Annotated in this window: 19 protein-coding genes and 1 pseudogene; 9 read left to right on the top strand and 11 right to left on the bottom strand. The window is 43.4% G+C overall.

What is annotated here, in order from left to right:
* Positions 1-62: 62 nt before the first annotated feature.
* Both OCV24_RS18395 and OCV24_RS18390 read right to left on the bottom strand, forming a co-directional pair.
* Positions 63-1250, bottom strand: a complete 1188-nt coding sequence (locus OCV24_RS18395) for a D-alanyl-D-alanine carboxypeptidase family protein (protein ID WP_150877284.1) — start codon at positions 1248-1250, stop codon at positions 63-65.
* Between the two features lie 165 nt (positions 1251-1415).
* A complete protein-coding gene (locus tag OCV24_RS18390; protein ID WP_150877286.1) occupies positions 1416-2006 on the bottom strand; it encodes a DUF4136 domain-containing protein in 591 nt (196 codons plus the stop codon).
* A 268-nt stretch (positions 2007-2274) separates the two neighbouring features.
* Between OCV24_RS18390 and OCV24_RS18385 the strand changes: the two genes are divergently transcribed.
* On the top strand, positions 2275-2529 hold the full coding sequence (locus tag OCV24_RS18385; RefSeq protein WP_150877288.1) for a YgjV family protein: 255 nt from the start codon (positions 2275-2277) through the stop codon (positions 2527-2529).
* 145 nt (positions 2530-2674) lie between these two features.
* Here the strand turns inward: OCV24_RS18385 and OCV24_RS18380 are convergent, their stop codons facing one another.
* Complete coding sequence (locus OCV24_RS18380; protein WP_150877290.1) at positions 2675-5842, bottom strand: chitinase C-terminal domain-containing protein; 3168 nt, start codon at positions 5840-5842, stop codon at positions 2675-2677.
* Between the two features lie 450 nt (positions 5843-6292).
* Between OCV24_RS18380 and OCV24_RS18375 the strand changes: the two genes are divergently transcribed.
* Positions 6293-7879, top strand: coding sequence for a BCCT family transporter (locus OCV24_RS18375; RefSeq protein ID WP_137007868.1), 1587 nt, complete (start codon positions 6293-6295; stop codon positions 7877-7879).
* Positions 7880-8023: 144 nt separating this feature from the next.
* Here OCV24_RS18375 and OCV24_RS18370 read toward each other — a convergent pair.
* A pseudogene (locus OCV24_RS18370) lies at positions 8024-8383 on the bottom strand (Rid family hydrolase).
* Positions 8384-8630: 247 nt separating this feature from the next.
* Here OCV24_RS18370 and OCV24_RS18365 point away from each other — a divergent pair.
* Positions 8631-9077, top strand: a complete 447-nt coding sequence (locus tag OCV24_RS18365; protein ID WP_077681390.1) for a DUF417 family protein — start codon at positions 8631-8633, stop codon at positions 9075-9077.
* A 171-nt stretch (positions 9078-9248) separates the two neighbouring features.
* On the opposite strand, the gene OCV24_RS18360 is transcribed toward OCV24_RS18365, so the two are convergent.
* The 7 genes from OCV24_RS18360 to OCV24_RS18330 form a co-directional block, all read right to left on the bottom strand.
* Positions 9249-10001, bottom strand: coding sequence for an alpha/beta hydrolase (locus OCV24_RS18360; RefSeq protein WP_150877292.1), 753 nt, complete (start codon positions 9999-10001; stop codon positions 9249-9251).
* A 208-nt stretch (positions 10002-10209) separates the two neighbouring features.
* Positions 10210-10494 (bottom strand): YciI family protein, encoded by a 285-nt coding sequence (locus OCV24_RS18355; RefSeq protein ID WP_077681388.1) that lies wholly within the window; start codon positions 10492-10494, stop codon positions 10210-10212.
* Positions 10495-10533: 39 nt separating this feature from the next.
* The gene (locus OCV24_RS18350; RefSeq protein ID WP_150877294.1) at positions 10534-11052 is read right to left on the bottom strand and encodes a GNAT family N-acetyltransferase; all 519 of its coding nucleotides are present in this window, start codon (positions 11050-11052) and stop codon (positions 10534-10536) included.
* A gap of 147 nt (positions 11053-11199) precedes the next feature.
* The gene (locus OCV24_RS18345) at positions 11200-11349 is read right to left on the bottom strand and encodes a hypothetical protein (RefSeq protein ID WP_017058152.1); all 150 of its coding nucleotides are present in this window, start codon (positions 11347-11349) and stop codon (positions 11200-11202) included.
* 94 nt (positions 11350-11443) lie between these two features.
* Positions 11444-11800, bottom strand: a complete 357-nt coding sequence (locus tag OCV24_RS18340) for a hypothetical protein (protein ID WP_046224889.1) — start codon at positions 11798-11800, stop codon at positions 11444-11446.
* A 213-nt stretch (positions 11801-12013) separates the two neighbouring features.
* Positions 12014-13261, bottom strand: coding sequence for a RidA family protein (locus OCV24_RS18335; RefSeq protein WP_137034270.1), 1248 nt, complete (start codon positions 13259-13261; stop codon positions 12014-12016).
* A 632-nt stretch (positions 13262-13893) separates the two neighbouring features.
* Entirely contained in the window at positions 13894-14778 is an 885-nt protein-coding gene (locus tag OCV24_RS18330; protein ID WP_137007871.1) for an AraC family transcriptional regulator, read from the bottom strand.
* Positions 14779-14971: 193 nt separating this feature from the next.
* Between OCV24_RS18330 and OCV24_RS18325 the strand changes: the two genes are divergently transcribed.
* The 6 genes from OCV24_RS18325 (at position 14972) to OCV24_RS18300 (ending at position 20989) form a co-directional block, all read left to right on the top strand.
* Positions 14972-16120, top strand: coding sequence for an iron-containing alcohol dehydrogenase (locus OCV24_RS18325; RefSeq protein ID WP_150877296.1), 1149 nt, complete (start codon positions 14972-14974; stop codon positions 16118-16120).
* Positions 16121-16401: 281 nt separating this feature from the next.
* Entirely contained in the window at positions 16402-17118 is a 717-nt protein-coding gene (locus OCV24_RS18320; RefSeq protein WP_150877740.1) for an amino acid ABC transporter ATP-binding protein, read from the top strand.
* Positions 17118-17915: an amino acid ABC transporter permease gene (locus OCV24_RS18315; protein WP_077681383.1), complete on the top strand. Its 798-nt coding sequence runs from the start codon at positions 17118-17120 to the stop codon at positions 17913-17915. The genes OCV24_RS18320 and OCV24_RS18315 overlap by 1 nt, the downstream gene beginning before the upstream one ends.
* Positions 17916-17927: 12 nt before the next feature.
* Positions 17928-18737 carry a transporter substrate-binding domain-containing protein gene (locus tag OCV24_RS18310; protein WP_060469605.1) on the top strand — a complete coding sequence of 270 codons (810 nt, stop codon included), beginning with the start codon at positions 17928-17930 and terminating at the stop codon, positions 18735-18737.
* A gap of 176 nt (positions 18738-18913) precedes the next feature.
* Positions 18914-19840 (top strand): amino acid ABC transporter permease, encoded by a 927-nt coding sequence (locus tag OCV24_RS18305; protein ID WP_137007874.1) that lies wholly within the window; start codon positions 18914-18916, stop codon positions 19838-19840.
* 192 nt (positions 19841-20032) lie between these two features.
* Positions 20033-20989, top strand: a complete 957-nt coding sequence (locus OCV24_RS18300) for an ADP-ribosylglycohydrolase family protein (RefSeq protein WP_150877298.1) — start codon at positions 20033-20035, stop codon at positions 20987-20989.
* The last annotated feature ends 12 nt before the right edge of the window (positions 20990-21001 follow it).

Raw genomic sequence — 21001 nt, 5'->3', positions numbered from 1 at the left:
TGATTACCATTACAAACGTAACAACTCACGTACCAAGGCTTACGGCATTCCACCTGCGTATACTATTTAAACAAGCTCGCGAAGAACAATTTAACATAGTCCATCAAACGTTTTAAAAAGCTGCCCTGCTCAACGGCTTCAAGCGCGATCAATGGCTGAGTTTGAACATCTTCACCATCTACCATGTAATGAACCACACCTAAGGTTTGACCTTCCGCAATCGGTGCCTTTATCTCAGAATCAAGTTCGATAGACGCAGTCAGTTTTTTACTGTCAGACTTCGAAAGCGTGATAAAGGTATCTTTTGCAACACCGAGCTTCAATTTGTCTTGGGCTCCAAACCACACCTTTTCTTCAGCAACTTGTTCACCACTTTGGTGAGGGTGGAGTGTATCGAAGAATCGGAAACCATAGCTCAACAGTTGCTTATTATCTGACTCACGGCTCTTAACGCTAGACGCCCCCATGACAACCGCGATCAGTCTCATCTCACCTTGTGTTGCAGAACTGGCTAAGCTGTAACCCGCGCCAGATGTATAGCCTGTTTTCATACCATCAACTGTCAAACTTCTATCGCGAAGTAAACCATTTCGGTTATGTTGTGTAATACCGTTGTAACTGAACGAACGCTCACTGTATAAGTCATACACATCCGGTAAATCACGAATAATTGCACGGCCTAATAACGCAATATCATAAGGGGTTGAATATAGATCGTCAGCGTCTAAGCCATGTGCGTTCGAAAAATGTGTATTTTCTAATTTTAGAGACGCTGCCCAAGAGTTCATAAGGTCCACAAAAGCACCTTGTGATCCCGCCACGTGCTCTGCAATCGCAACACTCGCATCGTTGCCTGATTGCACAATCAATCCACGGTAGAGATCCATCATTGCTACGTCTGTGTTTACTTCGATGAACATTTTTGACGAGTCAGGAAAGTTCTTTGCCCACGCGTTTTCGCTGATTCGCACCTGGTCGTCAGCAGAAATGTTACCTCGTTTCATTTCTTGCCCAGCCACATAACTGGTCATCAGCTTAGTCAAACTTGCTGGGTTTAATTTAGTGTGTGCGTTTTTTTCTACTAGCACATCACCAGAATTAAAATCGATTAGTACATACCCTTTGGATCCTAGACTAGGTGGGCTTGGTACTATAGAAGGTGCTGCTACAGCTTCATTACTTACCACTGCTGCGTTACTTACAATGAATATACTTAATAGAGAGAGAGAGTATTTGGAGAACAGTTTCATTGGATCAAACCTAAGTTAACGTTTTGTCCAGTATAGACAAATGCTAGTAAAAGAAGCGCGAACTTTACGTTGCTTTACGCAAATGTACCTTTAGTTACAAATAAAAAAGCATAATCTGCGATCTGTCCATTTATTCAACAAGTAATATTGACCCAATGAATCCATCTAGCGCGTAGGCATGCGTCTAAATAGCATCTCTATAAAGCCCGTTATGCGCTGTTTACTTTCGCTGGGCTCAACATCATTCTGGATGCCAGACTGAGCTAATGCTTGCCATTGCACGATTTCAGAGTTAGGTACGAAAAAAGCAATATACAACGACCCTTTCTCGGCTAACTTTCCTTCATCATTATAAAATGGAACGCCTGTAGATAACTTAATCGCATCAAAGATCGATTCATCCTTTAGCTCTGATTCTTCGGCCAACCCAAAACCGACGACGACATCACTAACGGCACCATTTTGCCTAAGCTGATAACCTTTCATAGAGAGTTGATCTTTAATTGCGTCACGCACCAAGTCAGTGACTACTGTCTTATCGTACTTTTGAGAAAGATACATCTGCTCTGATTCAGGATGCCATGAGTATGTGACGACATCATGTTTCATAAAATCAAAGTCACCGCTGGTCACCACACCATAGTTGTGGGTTGTTGGTATCTCTTGTGTTGTACAAGCTGCCAGTCCAGCCGCTATCAAAACCACTAGTGCAGCTTTCTTTATGTCTTCTATTGTATATATGGATTGTTTATTCATTAGTGGTTTCCTGATCTATATAAGAATAATTATTAACTTAACCTCCAACATAAACAGTAATTATATTAACAAAAGAGTCATTAAACGTTTGCGTAATCGCTAACCTTCACTTCTGCTTGTTTTGGGGGTTTTATCACAAAAATAGACTTGGTATAGTTTATCCAGTTAAACATAACCAGACCATTCGAGGCACGGAGCTTCCTCAATCATCTCATGAAGAGAAGAATTGGTACCGACAAAGTATCGGCAAATTTAAGAGGGTCAAACAATGGAATTCAATATGGTTGAGATTTTAGGTTACGCGGCGTCTATCATGGTCGCAATTTCATTAACAATGAAAGATATCGTTCGTCTGCGTGTTCTTAACTTTATTGGCTGTGCTCTCTTCACAACATACGGTGTTATGATTGACGCATGGCCGGTTGTTGCAACTAATGGCTTTATCGCTTGCGTAAATATCTACTTCCTTGCAAAAATGCAAAAGGAAAAAAAAACGGAAGCGATGAAAGAAGCAAAAGCTTAAATTAGCGACTAGCACTTCAAATAATTCTGAAAAAGCCCAAATAGAGCAAACTATTTGGGCTTTTTAGTACGCATCGTTGTGAATTTACCTAATTACTATTCCACTCGAATATTCGCGCACTACATTGTTGACGTATTAGGCATGGTTAAGAACATACTTTCGTCCAACTACCATCACTACCCGGTTCGGCACTTGTCCACCAGTTCGCTTGGTATACTACGTTGTTATAAACGACTTGGTCACCCGTGTTTGCATGGCTTGGGTTACCCGCCCAATCTTTCTGAGGTAAGTCTGGGTAAACCGCTAAACCTGCAGTATCACACGTACCAGGGTTTGTACCACCATCGCCAGGGTTACCACCACCAGAACTGATATCACCTAGTGGTAAATCTGGTTGCTCAAAGCTAAAGGCATAGTCGACACCATTCACACTCACTGCATAGTTCGCAGGACCTGAAATTGGCAAGTAATACACCATATCTAGCTCATACACACCACCAGCAGGAAGATCTTTCCACGCGGGTAGCGTAAACGCTACGCGGTGCATGGGTCCGTCTAGTCCACCGATGTTATCCGCACGAGTATGACCTGAAGCAATCACCGTTAAACCACCGCCCGATTGGTCTTTCGCGTTATCAGGCGCTGACACTGGGATATCAAATTGGAACTCGGTACCACCCGGAAGTGATTGACCTGTGTTGTTTGTGAAGGTGATTTTAGGGTTAATTGGGTAGTTTTGGTCACCAACTTTGAAACCACCAACCGATACCGCGATATCTAACGCTTCCGTTGGAATAGCACCCGTCGCCACCTTGTTTCCGTATGGCGTCGCAGACTTAAACTTATCGTAGATAGCTTTAGTCATGGTGTTCCCCATGTGGAACTCACCGTTACCACTGTTACACGCTTGCTCAGTTGTATCAATTGAAGTTCGGTTGCCGCTCGCATCGAGTACATAACAGTTATAATCCCCTGCGAGTTCCCAGAACATGATGCCGCCGATTTCTTTATCAATAACGTAGTCCGCTTTCACATCGATAGACTGTTTATCTTCCGTAGAAAGGAATACGCCCTTCTCTGCATTCCACAACCAAGGAGCAACCGCCACGCTGTCGTAGTTACGTGTGTACGTGCCTGTAAGCATATCCGTTGGATCGTTGACAGGATCAAGCTTGTAGGCGTCAGCATAAGAACCCCAAATACCTTTCTCTAGGTTCTTAGCGTGCCACATTGGGTTTGAACCCGCGCCCATTTCGTTGCCTTTCGGGTCGGTATCATGCCACATGTTGTCGATACCAATTGCACCATGACCACAGTTGTTTTTCTCGCCTTCCCCCGTACCCGCTGAACATTCAGATTGGTTTGGCAGTGCAGCTCGGCCCCAAAGACCATTCTCACCACCTGTTACACCTTGCCAACCACGAGTGTAATACGGTACACCAATATTAATACGACCGGCTGGCATTGAACCGCGGAAGTAATGGTAAGCCCAATCCGTGTTCAGATAACCGATACCGCCATAAGCCGCAGTGTCGTAAACGTTCCACTGTGCTAACTCTGAGTCTTTACCTGTATCAAACAATGCAGCGTTATGACCTACGTGATCGTTCCACGCACCGTGAAGGTCATAAGACATGATGTTTACGTAATCGAGATATTTGGTTACGTCGAATGTTTCCATACCGCGCAGCAGGTAACCAGAAGAAGGAGCCGCGATAGTTAACATGTAGTGATTGCCATCTTGCGCAGACGCCGCATCAAGCTTCTCACGCAACACTTTCATCAACACTTGGTACGAAGCCCATAGGTATTGACGACGTGGTTCCATAAAGTCTTTATCGTATGGATTACCTGCGCCCGCCATTGAGGTTGGGTATTCGTAATCGATATCTAGACCATCGAACTGGTATTTACGAAGCATTTCAACCGCTGAAGTTGCGAATGTTTCGATGCCTTGATGGTTAATTGAACCATCGGCATTGGTGGTCATGGTATAGAAACCACCATCAGCCACTCGGCTTCCGTCAGTCGCGAAGTGACCACCGGTTTCTGCCCAACCACCGATTGAAATTAGCGTTTTCACGCCGTGTTTTTTCTTCGCTGTCGCTAATGCACCAAAGTGACCTTTGAAGCCTAATGCAGGATCAACTTCCACACCCGGCCACTCTTTGCCAACCGCAGCGTTTTCAGGATCATTCACATCACCGACGTTTACTTTGCCATCTGAGCCGATGCTCACAAAAGCGTAGTTAATGTGTGTGAGCTGTTCCCAAGGGATGTCATTTACTAAGTAAGCGGCTTGTGGGTCATCCCCTGCACGCCAACTTGTGAAGTAACCAATCACACGGCGTGGGTGATCCGCGCCCATTTTCTCACGGCCATCTTCATCGTAAATTGTACAGTAAGGAACATCGACACCTTGAGTTTGATATAAGCCATCAGGGCGACATGTGCTCACTGTTGGAGCACCATTCACAGTCAAAGAAGCCAACGCAGAATCTGCAGTCGCGCCTTGGTTGTCTGTTGCTTTCGCGTAAACCGCTAAAGAGCCAGCTTGAGTTGTTGTGTAATCTAGCGTGTATGGACTTGTTGCTGCTGTACCCACAAGGGCACCTGCTACGTAGAAATCAACCTTATCAACCGTGCCATCACTGTCTGCGGCTGTTGCGGTAAGTGTTACCACACCACCAACATCGACCGAAGCTGCTGAAAGCGCAACCGAAACTGTCGGTGCTTCGTTACCCGGTTGCGCTGAATCAACAGAAACTGAAACCGCGCTTGCAACACTTGTTGCACCTTCATTGTCCATTGCGACAACTGAAACCTGGTGGTTACCAGACGTTGCAGCCCACGTTACTTCAAACGGTGCCGCAGTCACCACTGCGACCGAAGAACCATCAACAAAGAATTCTACTGAAGCAACACTGCCGTCAGCGTCTAATGCTGTTGCACTCAATACCACGCTATCGCCTTCAACAATCACATCTGATGCCGTTGGCGATGTTAACGAAGCCGTCGGCACTTCATTTGGCGTACCGCCACCTCCGTCGCCGCTACACACATCGACTTTCTTCCATTGTGCATAGTCGCCTTCAAACTGGCTTGGGTTGTTATTCTGATTCCAGTAATTTGCTGTATAAGCGCTGCCGTCATGTGAAACCTGATCACCACCGGTATATACGGTGGCAGAGTTCCACGTGTCTAAGGTTGAACAATCAACAGCCGCATAGCTGTTGAATGCCATTAAGCATGACGCGGTGAGAGTACTGAGTGTAAAAACCTTCTTGGCCACTCTTCCTTGGTTTAGGTGCATGTGAGCTATCCCTTAAGTCTTTGTTTCAAAATGTTTAATCCAAGTGATACTTCTCAATCACTTAAATCTCTTCAAAAAACAACTGTAGGTAAAACGTACAATTAAACACCTAAAACATTCTCAATTTATAAAATGACTCGCATTAATTTGCTACAAGCATGCAATGAGTCGACACTTATTTTGCACCAATAACTAATATTAATTTATTTCGGAAAGCTAAAAAATCATGCCTCAAAAATCAGAAGTGTGATTCAAACTCGAGGAAAAAACCGCATCAAAACTAACCAAAAAGTAGAAGTTTGCACACGATTTTGTGTTCTTTTTAAAATTCGCCCACTTTTTGATAACACATATGTTATTATCGGCGGCTTTTTTGACGAGCCTCACATTTATTATGTAAGTGTGGGAGAAATACATAGGCTTTAAATAGCCAAATATAGCGAAGAAATAATGTCCAACTTGACGCAAGTCGCCAACGAAAACATCAACGCAGAATCTACTTCTATCGATTTCAATAAAGCTCAATCTTTGGGTGAGAAACTGGAACTCGGAAACCCAGTCTTTTGGCTTAGTGGCAGTTTTTTAACCCTCTTTGTCATCCTCGCCTTTACCAACACCTCCGTGTTGTCCGAACTTGTTAACACCGGCTTTAGCTACTCTACAGAGTGGTTCGGTGCTTTCTGGCAAGTCCTTCTACTTCTCAATTTCATTATCGGCTTAGTGCTTGCACTAGGGCGTACAGGTCATGTTCGTTTAGGAACGCTTGCCCTACCTGAAATGACAACCTTCAAATGGATGTCTATCGTCCTATGTACGCTGCTCGCTGGCGGTGGCGTATTCTGGGCCGCTGCAGAACCTATTGCGCACTTCGTATCCGCCCCACCACTATATGGCAACACTGATCCTCAAGCGATGGCATTAAACGCGTTATCGCAATCGTTTATGCACTGGGGTTTTCTTGCATGGGCTATATTAGGTGGCCTGTCTTCTATTGTACTTATGTACCTACACTACGAAAAAGGCTTGCCGCTAAAACCTCGTACTCTTCTGTACCCTGTACTTGGCGACAAAGCTATCAACAGCTGGGTTGGCAATGTTGTGGATGCATGTAGCATCGTGGCAGTCGCTGCCGGTACTATCGGTCCAATCGGCTTCCTTGGCCTACAGATCAGCTACGCACTGAGCGAACTGTTTGGTATTTCAGACAGCTTTGCCACTCAAAGCGTGGTTGTCCTGTTCGCAATCTCAATGTACACGCTTTCTGCATTAAGCGGCGTGAACAAAGGCATCCAACTGGTTAGCCGTTACAACATCATTCTATCGGTTTGCCTGATCGGCTACATTCTTGTGGTTGGCCCTACTAGCTTCATCATTGATGGCTACCTTCAGGGCCTTGGTGCGACGGTTGATAACTTCATCCCAATGGCACTTTACCGTCAAGATACTGCTTGGCTCGGTGGCTGGACAGTTTTCTTCTGGGGTTGGTTCTTGGGTTATGGCCCTATGATGGCGATCTTCATCGCTCGTATTTCACGTGGCCGTACTATCCGCCAAATGATCGTTTCTATAAGCATCGTTGCACCGCTTGTTACGTGTTTCTGGTTCAGCATCGTTGGTGGTAGTGGTTTAGCTTTTGAACTAGAGAATCCAGGTGTAATTTCTAGCGCGTTCGAAGGCTTCAACCTTCCTGCGGTTCTACTCGCAATCACAGGACAACTGCCGTTCCCTACTTTGATTTCGATTCTGTTTTTGGTCCTGACGACCACGTTTATCGTAACAACAGGTGACTCAATGACTTACACCATCAGTGTGGTAATGACAGGCACAACGGAACCGAACGCAGCGGTACGTACCTTCTGGGGTATCATCATGGGTGCTGTAGCTATTGCGCTTATCTCAATGGGTGCAGGTGGCATCTCGGCTCTACAGTCATTCATTGTGATCACGGCCGTTCCTGTTTCATTCATCTTGTTGCCGTGCTTATGGCACGCACCGAAGATCGCTAAACAGATGGCAAGAGATCAAGGCATCGCTTAATACCTAGCCCGATTTAGTTTCGGGTAGCGTGTAGAACGAAAAAGCCACTCAAGTGATTCACTGAGTGGCTTTGTTTTATCTGGTCGCTGTTTAAGTTAATTAGCGCTTATATCGATTAATGCTTATTTCTACCAATGTTTCGGCTTATTGAAATTTCTCACCCACAACTACCATAAACGACATCTCAACCATTAATTCGGGTTTACCAGTTCAGCTTTTACACATTCACGACTTGTGCGCTACTTTCAGGGAACCATGAGTCCCACACTTCGTTCAGTGCATCGAAGTTAGCGAAATCTGTCAGGTAAATAGCAACCGACAATACGCGAGATTTATCGATATCGACCAAACTCATCATTTCTTCAGCCTGATCAAAAATTTTCTGAACCTGACTCTAATTCCTTCAGATGCATCCGTCTCTGGAACTTCAGCAAAACTTGCAATGCCATTAAGGACAGCTACATCATTCCAACGTTTGGTCGGGTTAATTCTATGGATTTTCACAGGTGATTCTCTTCTTATAATTAGTATTTACGTCAGCGTAATCTAATTCAAACTTCTAATATTGAAAAAAATTAGAGCGTACCTCTTCCCGCCTTACACCTCGCCTTTGCAACTAACCACTTTTCGACCCGATTCATGAATTCTCGAACCTACGCTCGCTAAAAAAAATTAAGTATAATTCTCACAACGAAATTAAATGTGTACTCGTGCGGTCATATTCAGGGATTTTATTAAATGGAGTACTTTTATGCATGTTCAAACCTATGATTTAAAACAGACTAATGTGGGATATAACCTTGGAGTGGTTGGCGTAGCATTAGTGCTAGCTTGGATTGGTATCTACAAATTTACGCCAACCGAAGCGATGCTCATTGAACCTCTAATCGCAAATCATCCCGCAATGAACTGGCTTTACAGTCTGTTCTCAGTACAAGCTGTGTCTAACATGGTGGGTGGTGCGGAGATCATTGTCGCAATTGGACTGATCGTTGGATTTAAGAAACCGACAGTTGCCTTCTATTCAGGCATTGCGGCAGCGGCTATCTTTGTTGTGACACTCAGCTTCCTGATTACAACGCCAAATGCTTGGAAAGTATCGGATGGCATCTTAGTCACTAACTTCTTCCTAGTGAAAGACATCCTATTCTTGGCGATCGCGATTAGCGTAATCGAACGTAACAAACCTCAGAAGTAACCGTAAATTTATAAGTGGTCATAAACCTAAGAAGTAACCTTAAACCTTGAAATAAAAAGGCTCGAAGCTGGCTAGAAGGACGCTGCCAGCTTCTAATGTATAAGGCGATAATCGATTAAGTCGGTCGTCTATTCCGAATGCAGATATCACGCCCTAATGAATTAGATGTTTCTACTCAACTTTTACTCTCAACTCCTCGCACGCTAAGCCATCCAAAAAGCCAACAATAATGTCATTCATACTTTGCTTCGCGAGATTAGAGCCATAATCACTTAAATCCATATGTTTAGAGTCTGGAAGCTCAACAACACAACTACCATATTGCTTCTGCTCTAATTCAGTCGGTAGTACACCCTCTTTGGTAGGGTATTCAGTTGCTCGAATGGAAAGCACTCGAACCTTTTCATTTTTAGGCAGAGTGACTCGTTTATGGTCGAGCGTAATTAACTGAGAAATATAACCTTTATTTTCGTTACTCAACCATGTGGAGATATCTCCGCCGTTGGAATGCCCCACCAAGGTTAACTTGTCAAAATCATAAGTAGGGAAACGACTCGCTAGCTCATGTTGAAGTATGTTGAGAGTCTGTGCCCCTCGCCTCCAATTCTCAATTCTTGTCTTATACAAGTCACCAGTCTTCGATAAAGGAGGATCACTTGGTAGTTCATGATCGACATAAATGGTCATGTAATCCCTATCGTTCAGCATTTCTCCAACAAAACTATATTTGGTGAATGGAACTCGATTACCAGCACTCATAAAAGCCACGTCACACTGTTCTGTTGTTGTACAACTGTCAGAATCCTGCGGCAAAACAACCTCTATAGGTATAGAACGATCTCTTTCCGAGTCAACAATAACCATCGACTCCGCCGACGTAGGCAAAGACAGAACACCTAAGAAAGCGCCTATTAAATATTTCATATCACCTCGAACTCGTACACATAAGTAATGGAGCCATAAAGACAAGAGAAACTATGCCCGAACCTTAAAAACTGCCCTGTCAAATTTGCGGGTAATATTACTCATGCAAGTTTACATCTCAAGCGACCACTGGCGGGGGTTTATATGATTAAAGTCCAATTAAGACAATAAGTTAAGATACCAGTCAACTTCGTAGAATAAATGTACCCTATAACAAAAACTCGAACTCTTTAGACGCCTTCGCCGGCAACATCTCGATGACTTCATACTTAGCGATATTCTCTCGATAAAAAGGATCCTCGGTCAAAAGCATGTCTAACTTCTCCCTGTTGCTAAGTGTGGACAAAATAACACCACCCGTTCTAGGGTTCTTACGGCCCGACAGCTGAAAGTGCCCGAGTTCATACTGCTTGTTTAAAAACTCAACATGTTCTGGAATGAAGAGATCTACTTCCTCCAAAGACACTTGGTATTCGAGAGAAACAATAAACATAATATTTCCTTACTGTAGGTTAATATTAAGAGTGTTCAGTTACATAGATAACGCCCTACGATAATAATGAGCATCTTGATCCTTCCCTTTGAACACGGCGTAACTTTCAACGCGTTCAACTAAGTCAAAACCGGCCTTGGACAAGATTTTATTTGAGCCGACATTACCCACTAACGCATAGGCATCAACATATTTAAGGTTGGTCTGTTCCGCCAAATAGTCTAGAAGCTGCTTTACTGCGTTAGACGCAACGCCTTTTGAAGCAAAGGAATGACCAACTCGATAGCCTAGCTCTCCACTTTGAGTGCTTTGGTCGATATCGCGGATGTTGATTCTTCCACAGACAGTGCCATTGGCGTCTTTGATCAACATAGGAATCATCTCGCCATTGTCATACTCTGTTAGAAAGCTCATGACTTGCTCAGCAACGCCCGCGTTAGAATAGAAACGGTCCTCCCGAGCTGGAACAAATTGCTCAAACCACTCTCTATTTTCGACTTCGAACTCCAATAAAGCACTGACATCATCTGGGTGAAGTAAGTGTAAAAATATATCCATGATTAATCCCCATAACACCGTTCTAAAACACCAAGGCTTGCCATACTTCCTCTCGACATTGGCGTCACAACTCAACCTAAGCAATTGTGCCGTATGCATTAAAGTGCATCAAATAGAGATATTGAGAATTGGTAATGGATCAAAGATTTAAAACAGTCCAACCAGCACAACTGACAACAGTACCCCACTGATAAAACTGGGGGCGTGGAATGGCATAGATCGCGATTTAACGTACTCTTTTTCAAGGTCTTCTTGGTAAGTTTTAACAGCGAGTTCTTTTACGTAATTATTTTGCATAATAAGCTCCTTCTTAATCAGTAAGAGAAGCTTAAGATTTGAAGCTAAGTTGAGGTAAAGCAAAAATTCAGATTAATTGAACACTTTATTTTTGTTACTCGAGGATGACCCTGAATACATCGTTATTTACACCGCCAACATCCACTAACTCTCCCAGTTTCATTAGAAGCGAGGTGTTCAGTTGCCTTGTTGAACGTGGCTCTTTTGTTTCTCGAATCACTAACATATCGACAAAATAGCTTGAGTCTTGCTTTGATATTGAGCCCGAAAACGTAACGCTTTCAACCCTATCGGCGAGCACTGAATTGAATGTTTTGTCTTCTAACACACCTGCGGATATGGATGTATCGCCATAAAATAGCGTGATGGTTGTTGGGTCGGATACCAACTCTTGATTGGACGAACAGCCTATTAGGGTAAGGCACAGCAGTAAAATAACTCGAAATTGCATAAACTGGTTTTCTTTCTTACGTTAAGCGTCTGTTTTTCATATTAAAACACTTCAACCTTATAAATACCATGTTTACGGGGTAAGCTTAGGTGTGTCGCTTCGATGGACTTGAGTAATGAGGTGAACGGATCAGATCTCGGCCTGTTGAGTTTGCTCCCTATTTGGAAGCTAAACCGAGATCTGATCGATATTATCGAGAAGGGTTTAATTGATTTATGCAACAACGTCTTGTGGAGGCGTCCCTTCACAGTTAGAAACGACAGCATCAATTTGTACTAAAGCATTCATTGGTATTTCTGAAACTCCTACTACCGTTCTTGCCGGTAAATCAGCATTAAAGAACGTTGTGTAGATCTCGTTCACCGCATCAATATCTGAAATATCCTTAAGTTGAATATTAATTTTCACCGTATCGTCCATGCTATGGTCAACACTTTCAATTATCGCCTTAATATTTTGTAAACATTGATCTGTTTGCTCTTTTACACCACCAGCAACAATTTCATTTGTTTTCGGGTCTAAAGGTAATTGTCCTGAAATATGATTGTAGTGAGAGAAAGCAACGGTGTGCGAATAAGGCATGAATGGTGCAGCAACAGTATTATTAGCTTCAATAACCAACAAGCGAGTGTCTTCTGGTAATTGCGGAGGTGTACCGTCGCCATGTGAAACGGATGTATCAATTTGAATTAAAGCGCCCATTGGTAGTTCAGCGGCATGAACAACTGTTCGCGCTGGCACATAACTTGGGAAGAACTTAGCGCAAACTTCATTTACCTTTTCTGCATCTTCAACACTTTTAAGGTAGATAGTGGTTTTAACCACATCATTCATGACATGACCGATACTCTCTAAAATCGTTTTAATGTTTGCTAAACATTGTGTCGTTTGTTCTGTGATACCACCGGAAACCAACTCTCCTGTATTTACATCGATAGGCAATTGAGCTGAAAGGTTGTTGTAGTGAGAAAATGCCGCGGTCTGCGTCGATACAGAACTTTGAGGCGCGTTACCCGTGTTTCTTGATACCTTTACTAGCGCGCAAGGTTTTTGTGGTTTAGTGCCTTCGCTGTTTGAAATAAGCGCATCCATTTGAACTAACGCATCACTGTTTGGCAGTGCAGCTACACCCACTACGGTACGTGTAGGTAGGCTGTTGTTAAAGAAGCTTTTGTAAACTTCATCAATAGCATCGATATCAGATATATTCTTAACGAAAACATTAATTTTCACGACATCATCCATAACATGATCGATGCTTTCAACAATCGATTTAATATTATTTAAACATTGTGCAGCTTGATCTGTAATGTCACCGATGACTATTTCACCTGTTTTAGGATCAACCGGAAGTTGAGCAGAAAAGTTATTATAATGAGAAAAAGCGACCGTTTGTGTAGATACAGAATTAATTGGCGAATTTTCAGTGTTTCTTGATATTTTAATGATATCGCTACTCATTGGTATTATCCTTTTAATAAAATAGGTATACGTATTTATATTTAACAATCGTATTGGAAATAATGATTAAAGTAGCGGCATGTTAAGCGAATTAGTTTTAGTTAAACGTGATATTCATCAGACTATCACTTTACTATAAACCAATTAATTACAGAATAATTAGTCATCGAGCGACTAATTATCCGTAAAAAAAGGATTTATCGAGTGCCAAATTATCTTTATTTTTTAGTCTATTCAATAATTCTGAATACTATCTCAGATAATTCGATGAGTGATTTCCAAAATTTAGATTATATTTGATAGGTTGTTCACACTAAAAAGCCTTATTATCAGAACTATTTAAATCACCCTAATATATCCTGAATAAACTTTTAATCTATTTAACTAATTATTTTAAAGAGCCTATTTTATACAAGTACGTTAATAATATGTTCATACTAAAATACCAACATACTAACAACGCCCATTATTAGATACACCTCCTCATATAATTTAACAAATAAGAGGTTTAGGGTAACTGCGAGAGAAAGGTCGTTGTCGTACTAAGAAGTGGTGATATCTGAAATAGATATGGCGTCAGAAGAACTATCGACGCAATAGTTTTTGGAACATGGATTTGCTTGAAAGAAGAGCTACACCGCTCTTGGAGTGGTATTGAAATGGCGTTTAAATTCACGGCTAAATTGGGATGGGCTGGAGTAGCCGACTCGGCGTGCAGCGTCGTTAATTCGCAGGCCTTCTGACTGAATCAGTTCTTTAGCTTTGTTAAGCCTTACCTTCTTCAGGTATTGAAGTGGTGATTCAAAGGTGACGTTTCGAAAAGCATTATGGAAAGCAGACACGCTCATGTTCGCTTCATCAGCGAGCGATTGAACGGTAATGGTTTGATCATACTCTTCATGTACTTTAGACAGCGCTTTGGCAACACGTGCATAGTGGCCGTCGTGATGAGCAAGGTCGAATAACACACGCCCTTCAGACCCTGTTAATGCACGATAAACAATTTCGCTAACGAGCGCATCACCCAGTATGTTGGCTTCAATGTCGCAGTGCAGGGTTTTGATCAGTCGAGTAAAACTGTCTAGCATCTGTTCTTCCATGGGGGTCGACTCTAAACCACTCGAGTTCTGCTTATGTTTGTTGCAGTAGCTTTCAAGAAAGCCTTGGTCTTCTAACTTTTTCACCAAACTGTGTAAGCGCTGAGAATCAATGTTGATCGACAAACCAAGCAAGGGTTCACCATCAACAGGCAAGGCTTCACACTCTAGTGGCATTGGCACACCGACGACTAGGTAATCACCCGCAGCGTAAGTAACAGGCCTTTCGCCGATATAGATATTCTTTTTACCCTGCCCAAGCATGATGATGCCAGACTGATAGGTAAAAGGTTGGCGTTGGTTGCCGCCACTGCTTCGGTAAAACCAGACACCCTCGATCTCAGTTTCTCTGATCCCTTCGAGGTCATCCCAACCTTTGTATTCAACGTAAGACTGCATTAACCGAGCGAGTGTATTCATAACTGGTGATATTCCATTCAAGGTGCGGAGTGTATTTGCACAAAAGTCCAAAAAGAATAACAACTTTGTAGAAATAGGCAATTAATTTGGAGAAACTGGTCTTCACCACCCTAGTTTCCTGTACTAATATGCAAATATAGAATTTGAGCAATACATCAGAATAAAAAATCTAGCTTTACACAAGGAACCTACAATGCAATTTACTTATGTTAACCCTACAGTAATCCACTTCGGTCAAGGCCAAATCAACGCTATCAGCCAAGCGGTTGATACTTCAAAGAAAGTGCTAGTCATCTACGGTGGCGGTTCAATCAAAAGCAACGGTGTTTACGACCAAGTTGTCGAATCTCTAAAGGATCACGCTTGGATTGAGTTCGCGGGTGTCGAAGCTAACCCAACGAAAGAGACGCTAGATAAAGCAGTCGCTCTTGTTAAAGAAGAAAACGTAGAATTCATTATCGCTGTTGGCGGTGGTTCGGTAATCGACGGTTCTAAATACGTTGCTGCAGCGGCTAAATACGACGGCGACGGTTGGGATATCCTAGCGGGCAAACACCAAGTAACTGAAGCAACTCCTATTGGTGCAGTACTGACACTTCCTGCGACAGGTTCTGAATCTAACATGGGTGCTGTAATCACGCGTAAAGAGACTCAAGAGAAACTGGCGTTCATGAACCCTGCAGTACAACCTAAGTTCGCGGTTATGGATCCAGACGTAATGAAGTCTCTTCCAGAGCGTCAATTGATCAACGGTCTAGTTGACGCATGGGTTCACGTGTGTGAGCAATACATCACGATGCCAACAGACGCGATGGTTCAAGACGGTTACGCTGAAACACTGCTGAAGAACCTACTTGTACTGGGTAAGCAATACGACGAGCGTGACAACGACGCATGGCGTGCAAACCTAATGTGGACGGCAAACCAAGCGCTTAACGGCCTGATTGGTACTGGCGTTCCTCAAGATTGGGCAACACACATGATTGGTCACGAATTCACAGCACTGTGGCAAGTAGACCACGCACGTTCACTTGCGATTGTTCAACCTTCACTACTTCGTAACCAAATCGAAACGAAGCGTGGCAAGCTAGAGCAAATGGGTCGCAACGTATTTAACCTAGAAGCAGGTACTGACTTAGCAGAGCGTACTATCGATGCAATCGAAGTGTTTTACCACAGCCTAGATGTGGCAACGATGTTCGACGGTTACGAAACAAACAAAGAGACAGCAATCGACAATGTTGTTGCTCAGCTTGAATCACACGGTTACCTAGAGCTTGGCGAGAACAAAGCCATCACGCCAGCAAAAACACGTGAAATCCTAGAGTCTGCGATTCACTAAGAGTCGCTTGAACTTAAAGAAAGCAAAACAGATCGAAATACAAAAGTAATTTGAATGGGAGAGATGCCTTAAACAATATTTATGGCGTTACACTGAACCTAATTCTTTGTTCTTTCGTATATCAAAAGCAGCGTTCATTTTGGCGCTGCTTTTTATTTGCCCTACAAGATGCTATTAAATTCTCATAAGCTCTTATTTTTATGTGCAATCATATTTTTATATTGATAAGGTAAACTGCTCAATTACAAGGTATGTAAGACGATTTGAAGTCTCTGAAGGAAATGGTTAAGTTTAAGTCACTTAACAAGTGGTATGGTGATTTCCATGCCCTAAAGGATATCGATTTAAAGATTGAACAGGGAGAGATTGTGGTAATTTGCGGGCCGTCTGGTTCTGGCAAATCAACCTTGATCCGCTGTATCAACCAGCTAGAGCCCTTCGAAAGTGGCGAGCTTTCTGTGCTAGAACAAGCGCTTCCGTGCAAATTCAGCACTCCAGGTCAAGTCGGTATGGTATTTCAACACTTCCACTTATTCCCCCACCTTACGGTGCTTGAAAACCTGACTTTGTCTCCGACCCGTACGCTCAAAAAAAGCAAACAAGATGCAGAGAAAATAGCGATGCATTATCTTGAATGTGTGCACATTGCAGAGCAAGCCAATAAATACCCAGCTCAGCTTTCTGGCGGCCAACAACAACGTGTTGCGATTGCTCGTTCTCTTTGTATGAAACCTGAATTATTGTTGTTTGATGAACCAACATCTGCCCTTGACCCAGAAATGATCAACGAGGTGCTCGATGTGATGGTTGAACTTGCAAGCGAGGGGATTACCATGGTGTGCGTGACACACGAAATGGGCTTTGCGAAACGAGTTGCTGACCGCGTCATTTTTATGGATGAAGGGCAAATAGTGGAATCCAATACGCCTCAAGCGCTTTTTGAAAAACCTCAACATGAACGTACTCAAGCGTTCCTAAATCAGATTTTGACTTACTGATGCTACTTAAAATAGTGAAACCCGCCCTAGCCGCTTTAGTACAAATTGTTGTACTTGTGGCTGCTGTTGTTTGGATTCTCGATTCTGGCGCACAAACCATGGGATATAGCTGGCAATGGGAGCGCGTACCGGACTATATTGCTTTCTATGAAGATGGCGAATGGTGGCCTGCAGAACTGATGGAAGGGTTACTGGTTACTATCAATATCTCTTTGATCTCTTTAGTCGCTACACTAATTATTGGTTTAACCACAGCCCTATTACGCAACTCTAATTCCGTGGTTGGTCGTACCTTAGCCGCCAGCTATGTTGAGTTGATTCGTAACACGCCGTTATTAGTACAAATCTATTTGCTCTATTTTGTGTTTGGCCCCGTACTAGGGTTGGATCGATTTAGTACTGCTGTTTTAGCCTTGGCACTGTTCCAAGGTGCTTATACTGCCGAAATCTTCCGTGCCGGTTTAAATGGCATTGCTAAAGGACAATTTGAAGCGGCTCAATCTTTGGGCTTATCAAAGACCTATACTTATTGGGATGTGATTCTTCCTCAGGTGATTCAACGTACGTTACCGCCTTTGACAAATGAAGTCATCTCTCTTATTAAAAACTCTTCGATTGTGAGTGTCATGGCGATTTTCGACCTGACAACTGAAGCTAGGAACATTGTTTCTGAAACCGCGATGCCATTTGAGATTTGGTTCTCTGTGGCGATCATTTATCTTGCACTTACACTTTCACTTTCTGCCGTTGCTGCTTGGCTTGAGCATAAGCTCGGGGCTAACTGGCGAACACAATAAGGATTTATCAGCATGAAGCTATTTAAAACCGCAATTACAGCTCTACTTGCGCTTGCCGTCAGTTTGCCTGCACTTGCTTCTGAAACGCCTAACCTAGATAAAATCAACGATCGTGGCTCTCTGCGTGTTGGTATGTCGACTTTTGTACCTTGGGCAATGCGTAACAAACAAGGCGACCTTGTTGGCTTTGAAATTGACGTGGCGAAACGTCTTGCCAAAGATTCAGGCTGGAAAGTCGAATTTGTTCCTACGGCGTGGGACGGCATCATCCCTTCTCTATTATCGAAGAAATTTGATGTGATCATCGGCGGTATGTCTATCACTGAAGCGCGATCTAAAAGCGTACTGTTCACTGAACCTTACTCTCACTCTGGCGTTCAGCTAGCTGCAAACAAAGATCTGGCTGAAGGCTTTACTCAGCTCTCTGATTTCGATTCTCGTCGTGTGAAGATAGCTGCTCGTCGTGGTGCTTTCACGGTTCAAGTCGCTCGTGAAACCTTCCCGAAAGCTAAGGTTCTACAGTTTGATGACGACGCTCAAGCGTTCCAAGAAGTGTTAAACGGCAATGCACACGCGGTTATCGCATCTAGCCCGAAACCAGAACACGAAACAATCAAAAACGCAGACACGCTATTCATTCCATTTGAAGAGCGCCTATCAAAAGGTAACGAAGCGTTTGCTGTGCGCCTAGGCGAAACAGACAAAGCAGAGTTTTTCAACGCGTGGATCAAAGCTCGTACTGAAGACGGTTGGTTGAAAGAACGTTACGAGTACTGGTTCTCTACGCTGGATTGGCAGGACCAGATTGCTCAAGGTCAGTAACCTGAAGCCGAGCGCACTTTTTGAATATGGGCTCGCTATTGGTTGATTAATCAAGGCAGTGCGCTGTTTGCACTGCCTTCTCATCGACAACTTAAATCGCCTTTAAGTAGCTTTATTTGATTCGCTTTAGATCCAAACAACAAACCAATAATAATTAATGTTTAAACAGGAATGACGTGAGTAGTACTAGCGCATTATCAACGCCCAAGCCCAACCTTCACATAAAGCCTTGGTATCAACGCCTTAACCTATTAGATGGGGTGTTGTTTGCCACCATTTGTGCATTCGCAGGTTGGCTTTATTATCGCTCAGCTGTCGGTATTAATTACCAGTGGCGCTGGGAAGACGCGTTTACACTGATCTTCATTCCACCTTCTCAAGGCAGTGTCCCTTATTTCTTCCAAGGCTTGGTCGCAACACTGCGTTTAAGTTTATGGAGCATGGTGTTAGCGCTCTCTTTCGGCACACTGTTAGGGGTGGCAAGACACTCTAAAATCGCTTTATTCAAAACACCGGCGCTGATTTTCATTCAGTTGGTTCGAAATATTCCGCCATTGGTATTTGTATTTATCTTTTACTTCTTTGTCTCCAACCAGCTGATCCCTCTGCTTGGCTTAGAAAACGTTTTACGTGAACACAATGGTGAAATTAATGCTGTTCAAGCGTTCCTGTTCGGACCCGCAAACCTTTGGGAAAACCTAGCCTCTGGTGTTATCTGTATTGGCTTGCTTTCTTCGGCTTATATCGCTGAAGTGATTCGGTCTGGTTTAGAAAGCATTCCTAAAGGGCAATGGGAAGCAGCTGACTCTCTCGGTTTATCTACGCTGTCTAAGTATCGATTTGTGGTTGGCCCACAGGTATTAACCGCGATTACGCCACCTTTGGCTGGCCAAGCAATCTCTTTGGTTAAAGACACGTCGATTGTCTCACTGATTTCGATCCAAGAGATGACGTTTGTTGGTACTGAAATGGCGAACTCATCGGGGTTGATCTTCGAGATCTGGCTGATTGTAGGCTTCGTATATTTTACTTTGTGCTTTGCACTTTCGCGTCTGTTCAAAGTGATTGAGCAACGTTCTAGTGCTTACCTTAACCACCAGTAACGTTATTAATCAAAAGTATCGACTCGCCCAACTATTCATCACCCTTATCCATCCCACCTGATTGATTTAAGTTATTGACCAATAAGGATTTATTCCTTCATATTTCTTCCGAGAAACACAGCAAAATGCTCGGCTAATCACTATACTTAACGTATCGAACTACATTGATTCATCTCAAGGATATCGCTCAACATGGACAATCATAAAGAAAGAGCTTTTTACGCCGTTGTCGGCGCATTGGTTGGAGACGCCGCTTCAATGGGGCTGCACTGGCTGTATGACCAAGAGAGGATCTCACACGTAGCGGGTTTTGAGCCAGAATTTCGCTCTCCGAATCAGTTCGATTACCAAGACAAGGGCTACTTTGCGCACCAAGGTAAAACCGCAGGTGAACAATCTCAATACGGAGCTCAGTTATTGGCGATGGTCGACAGTTTAGTCGACAACCAACAATACGATGAAGCGAGCTACATCAAGCACTTCCGCTTCTGGTTTGATTTTGGTGGTAGTTGGCGAGGCTATATTGATAAAGCGACTCGTATGAGCTTGTTGAACATCCATCAATTAGAATTGGCAAACGCCCCGATTACAGCGTGTGGCGCGGATGATACTCAATTGCCAGCTGTTTCAAAAATCATTCCTTTGGTCGCCTGTACTTACACCTCTCACACTTTGCCAGCGATGGTAGAGAGCGCGGTACGAGTGACCAACAACAACGACAAAGCCGTGGAATGGGCGCAAGCCATCACCCTACTGATTCAAGCGGCAATTCAAGGCAACTCACCATTACAGTCGGTAGAAATGGTGCGACAAACTTGCAGCAAGTTCATACACGATCAAATCGATGAAGCATTGGCTGAACCTGAGCTTTCGATTACAGATGCCGCGAAGAAGTTCGGATTGCATTGCGAATTGAGTGCTGCGTTCCCACTACTGATTCGCATCATTGCGGGTGCTCAGAGTTATCAACAAGGCATTCGCGACAACATCTTATGTGGTGGTGACAGCTGCGGTCGTGCGATTGTAATTGGTGCGGTATTAGCGGCGTGTTTCTACGAAGAACATGACGAAATTCCAACCGAATGGCTAAAACAAGTCAAACTCAATGGCGGCGTGCTGTCTTTGCCTATTGAGTTATTTCCACAATAACGAACTAGAGTC

The organism is Vibrio kanaloae, from assembly GCF_024347535.1.
In the GTDB taxonomy this organism is placed as follows: Bacteria; Pseudomonadota; Gammaproteobacteria; order Enterobacterales; family Vibrionaceae; genus Vibrio; species Vibrio kanaloae.
This window is presented reverse-complemented; position numbering and strand designations above follow the sequence as displayed.

Bases quoted from the DNA above. Each gene is read 5' to 3' on its own strand.
- OCV24_RS18360 (WP_150877292.1), bottom strand. From the start codon at position 10,001: ATGAAATATTTAATAGGCGCTTTCTTAGGTGTTCTGTCTTTGCCTACG.
- OCV24_RS18340 (WP_046224889.1), bottom strand. From the start codon at position 11,800: ATGCAATTTCGAGTTATTTTACTGCTGTGCCTTACCCTAATAGGCTGT.
- OCV24_RS18330 (WP_137007871.1), bottom strand. From the start codon at position 14,778: ATGAATACACTCGCTCGGTTAATGCAGTCTTACGTTGAATACAAAGGT.
- OCV24_RS18310 (WP_060469605.1), top strand. From the start codon at position 17,928: ATGAAGCTATTTAAAACCGCAATTACAGCTCTACTTGCGCTTGCCGTC.
- OCV24_RS18335 (WP_137034270.1), bottom strand. From the start codon at position 13,261: ATGAGTAGCGATATCATTAAAATATCAAGAAACACTGAAAATTCGCCA.
- OCV24_RS18345 (WP_017058152.1), bottom strand. From the start codon at position 11,349: ATGCAAAATAATTACGTAAAAGAACTCGCTGTTAAAACTTACCAAGAA.
- OCV24_RS18315 (WP_077681383.1), top strand. From the start codon at position 17,118: ATGCTACTTAAAATAGTGAAACCCGCCCTAGCCGCTTTAGTACAAATT.
- OCV24_RS18375 (WP_137007868.1), top strand. From the start codon at position 6,293: ATGTCCAACTTGACGCAAGTCGCCAACGAAAACATCAACGCAGAATCT.
- OCV24_RS18390 (WP_150877286.1), bottom strand. From the start codon at position 2,006: ATGAATAAACAATCCATATATACAATAGAAGACATAAAGAAAGCTGCA.
- OCV24_RS18385 (WP_150877288.1), top strand. From the start codon at position 2,275: ATGGAATTCAATATGGTTGAGATTTTAGGTTACGCGGCGTCTATCATG.
- OCV24_RS18320 (WP_150877740.1), top strand. From the start codon at position 16,402: ATGGTTAAGTTTAAGTCACTTAACAAGTGGTATGGTGATTTCCATGCC.
- OCV24_RS18380 (WP_150877290.1), bottom strand. From the start codon at position 5,842: ATGCACCTAAACCAAGGAAGAGTGGCCAAGAAGGTTTTTACACTCAGT.
- OCV24_RS18365 (WP_077681390.1), top strand. From the start codon at position 8,631: ATGCATGTTCAAACCTATGATTTAAAACAGACTAATGTGGGATATAAC.
- OCV24_RS18350 (WP_150877294.1), bottom strand. From the start codon at position 11,052: ATGGATATATTTTTACACTTACTTCACCCAGATGATGTCAGTGCTTTA.
- OCV24_RS18395 (WP_150877284.1), bottom strand. From the start codon at position 1,250: ATGAAACTGTTCTCCAAATACTCTCTCTCTCTATTAAGTATATTCATT.
- OCV24_RS18325 (WP_150877296.1), top strand. From the start codon at position 14,972: ATGCAATTTACTTATGTTAACCCTACAGTAATCCACTTCGGTCAAGGC.
- OCV24_RS18300 (WP_150877298.1), top strand. From the start codon at position 20,033: ATGGACAATCATAAAGAAAGAGCTTTTTACGCCGTTGTCGGCGCATTG.
- OCV24_RS18355 (WP_077681388.1), bottom strand. From the start codon at position 10,494: ATGTTTATTGTTTCTCTCGAATACCAAGTGTCTTTGGAGGAAGTAGAT.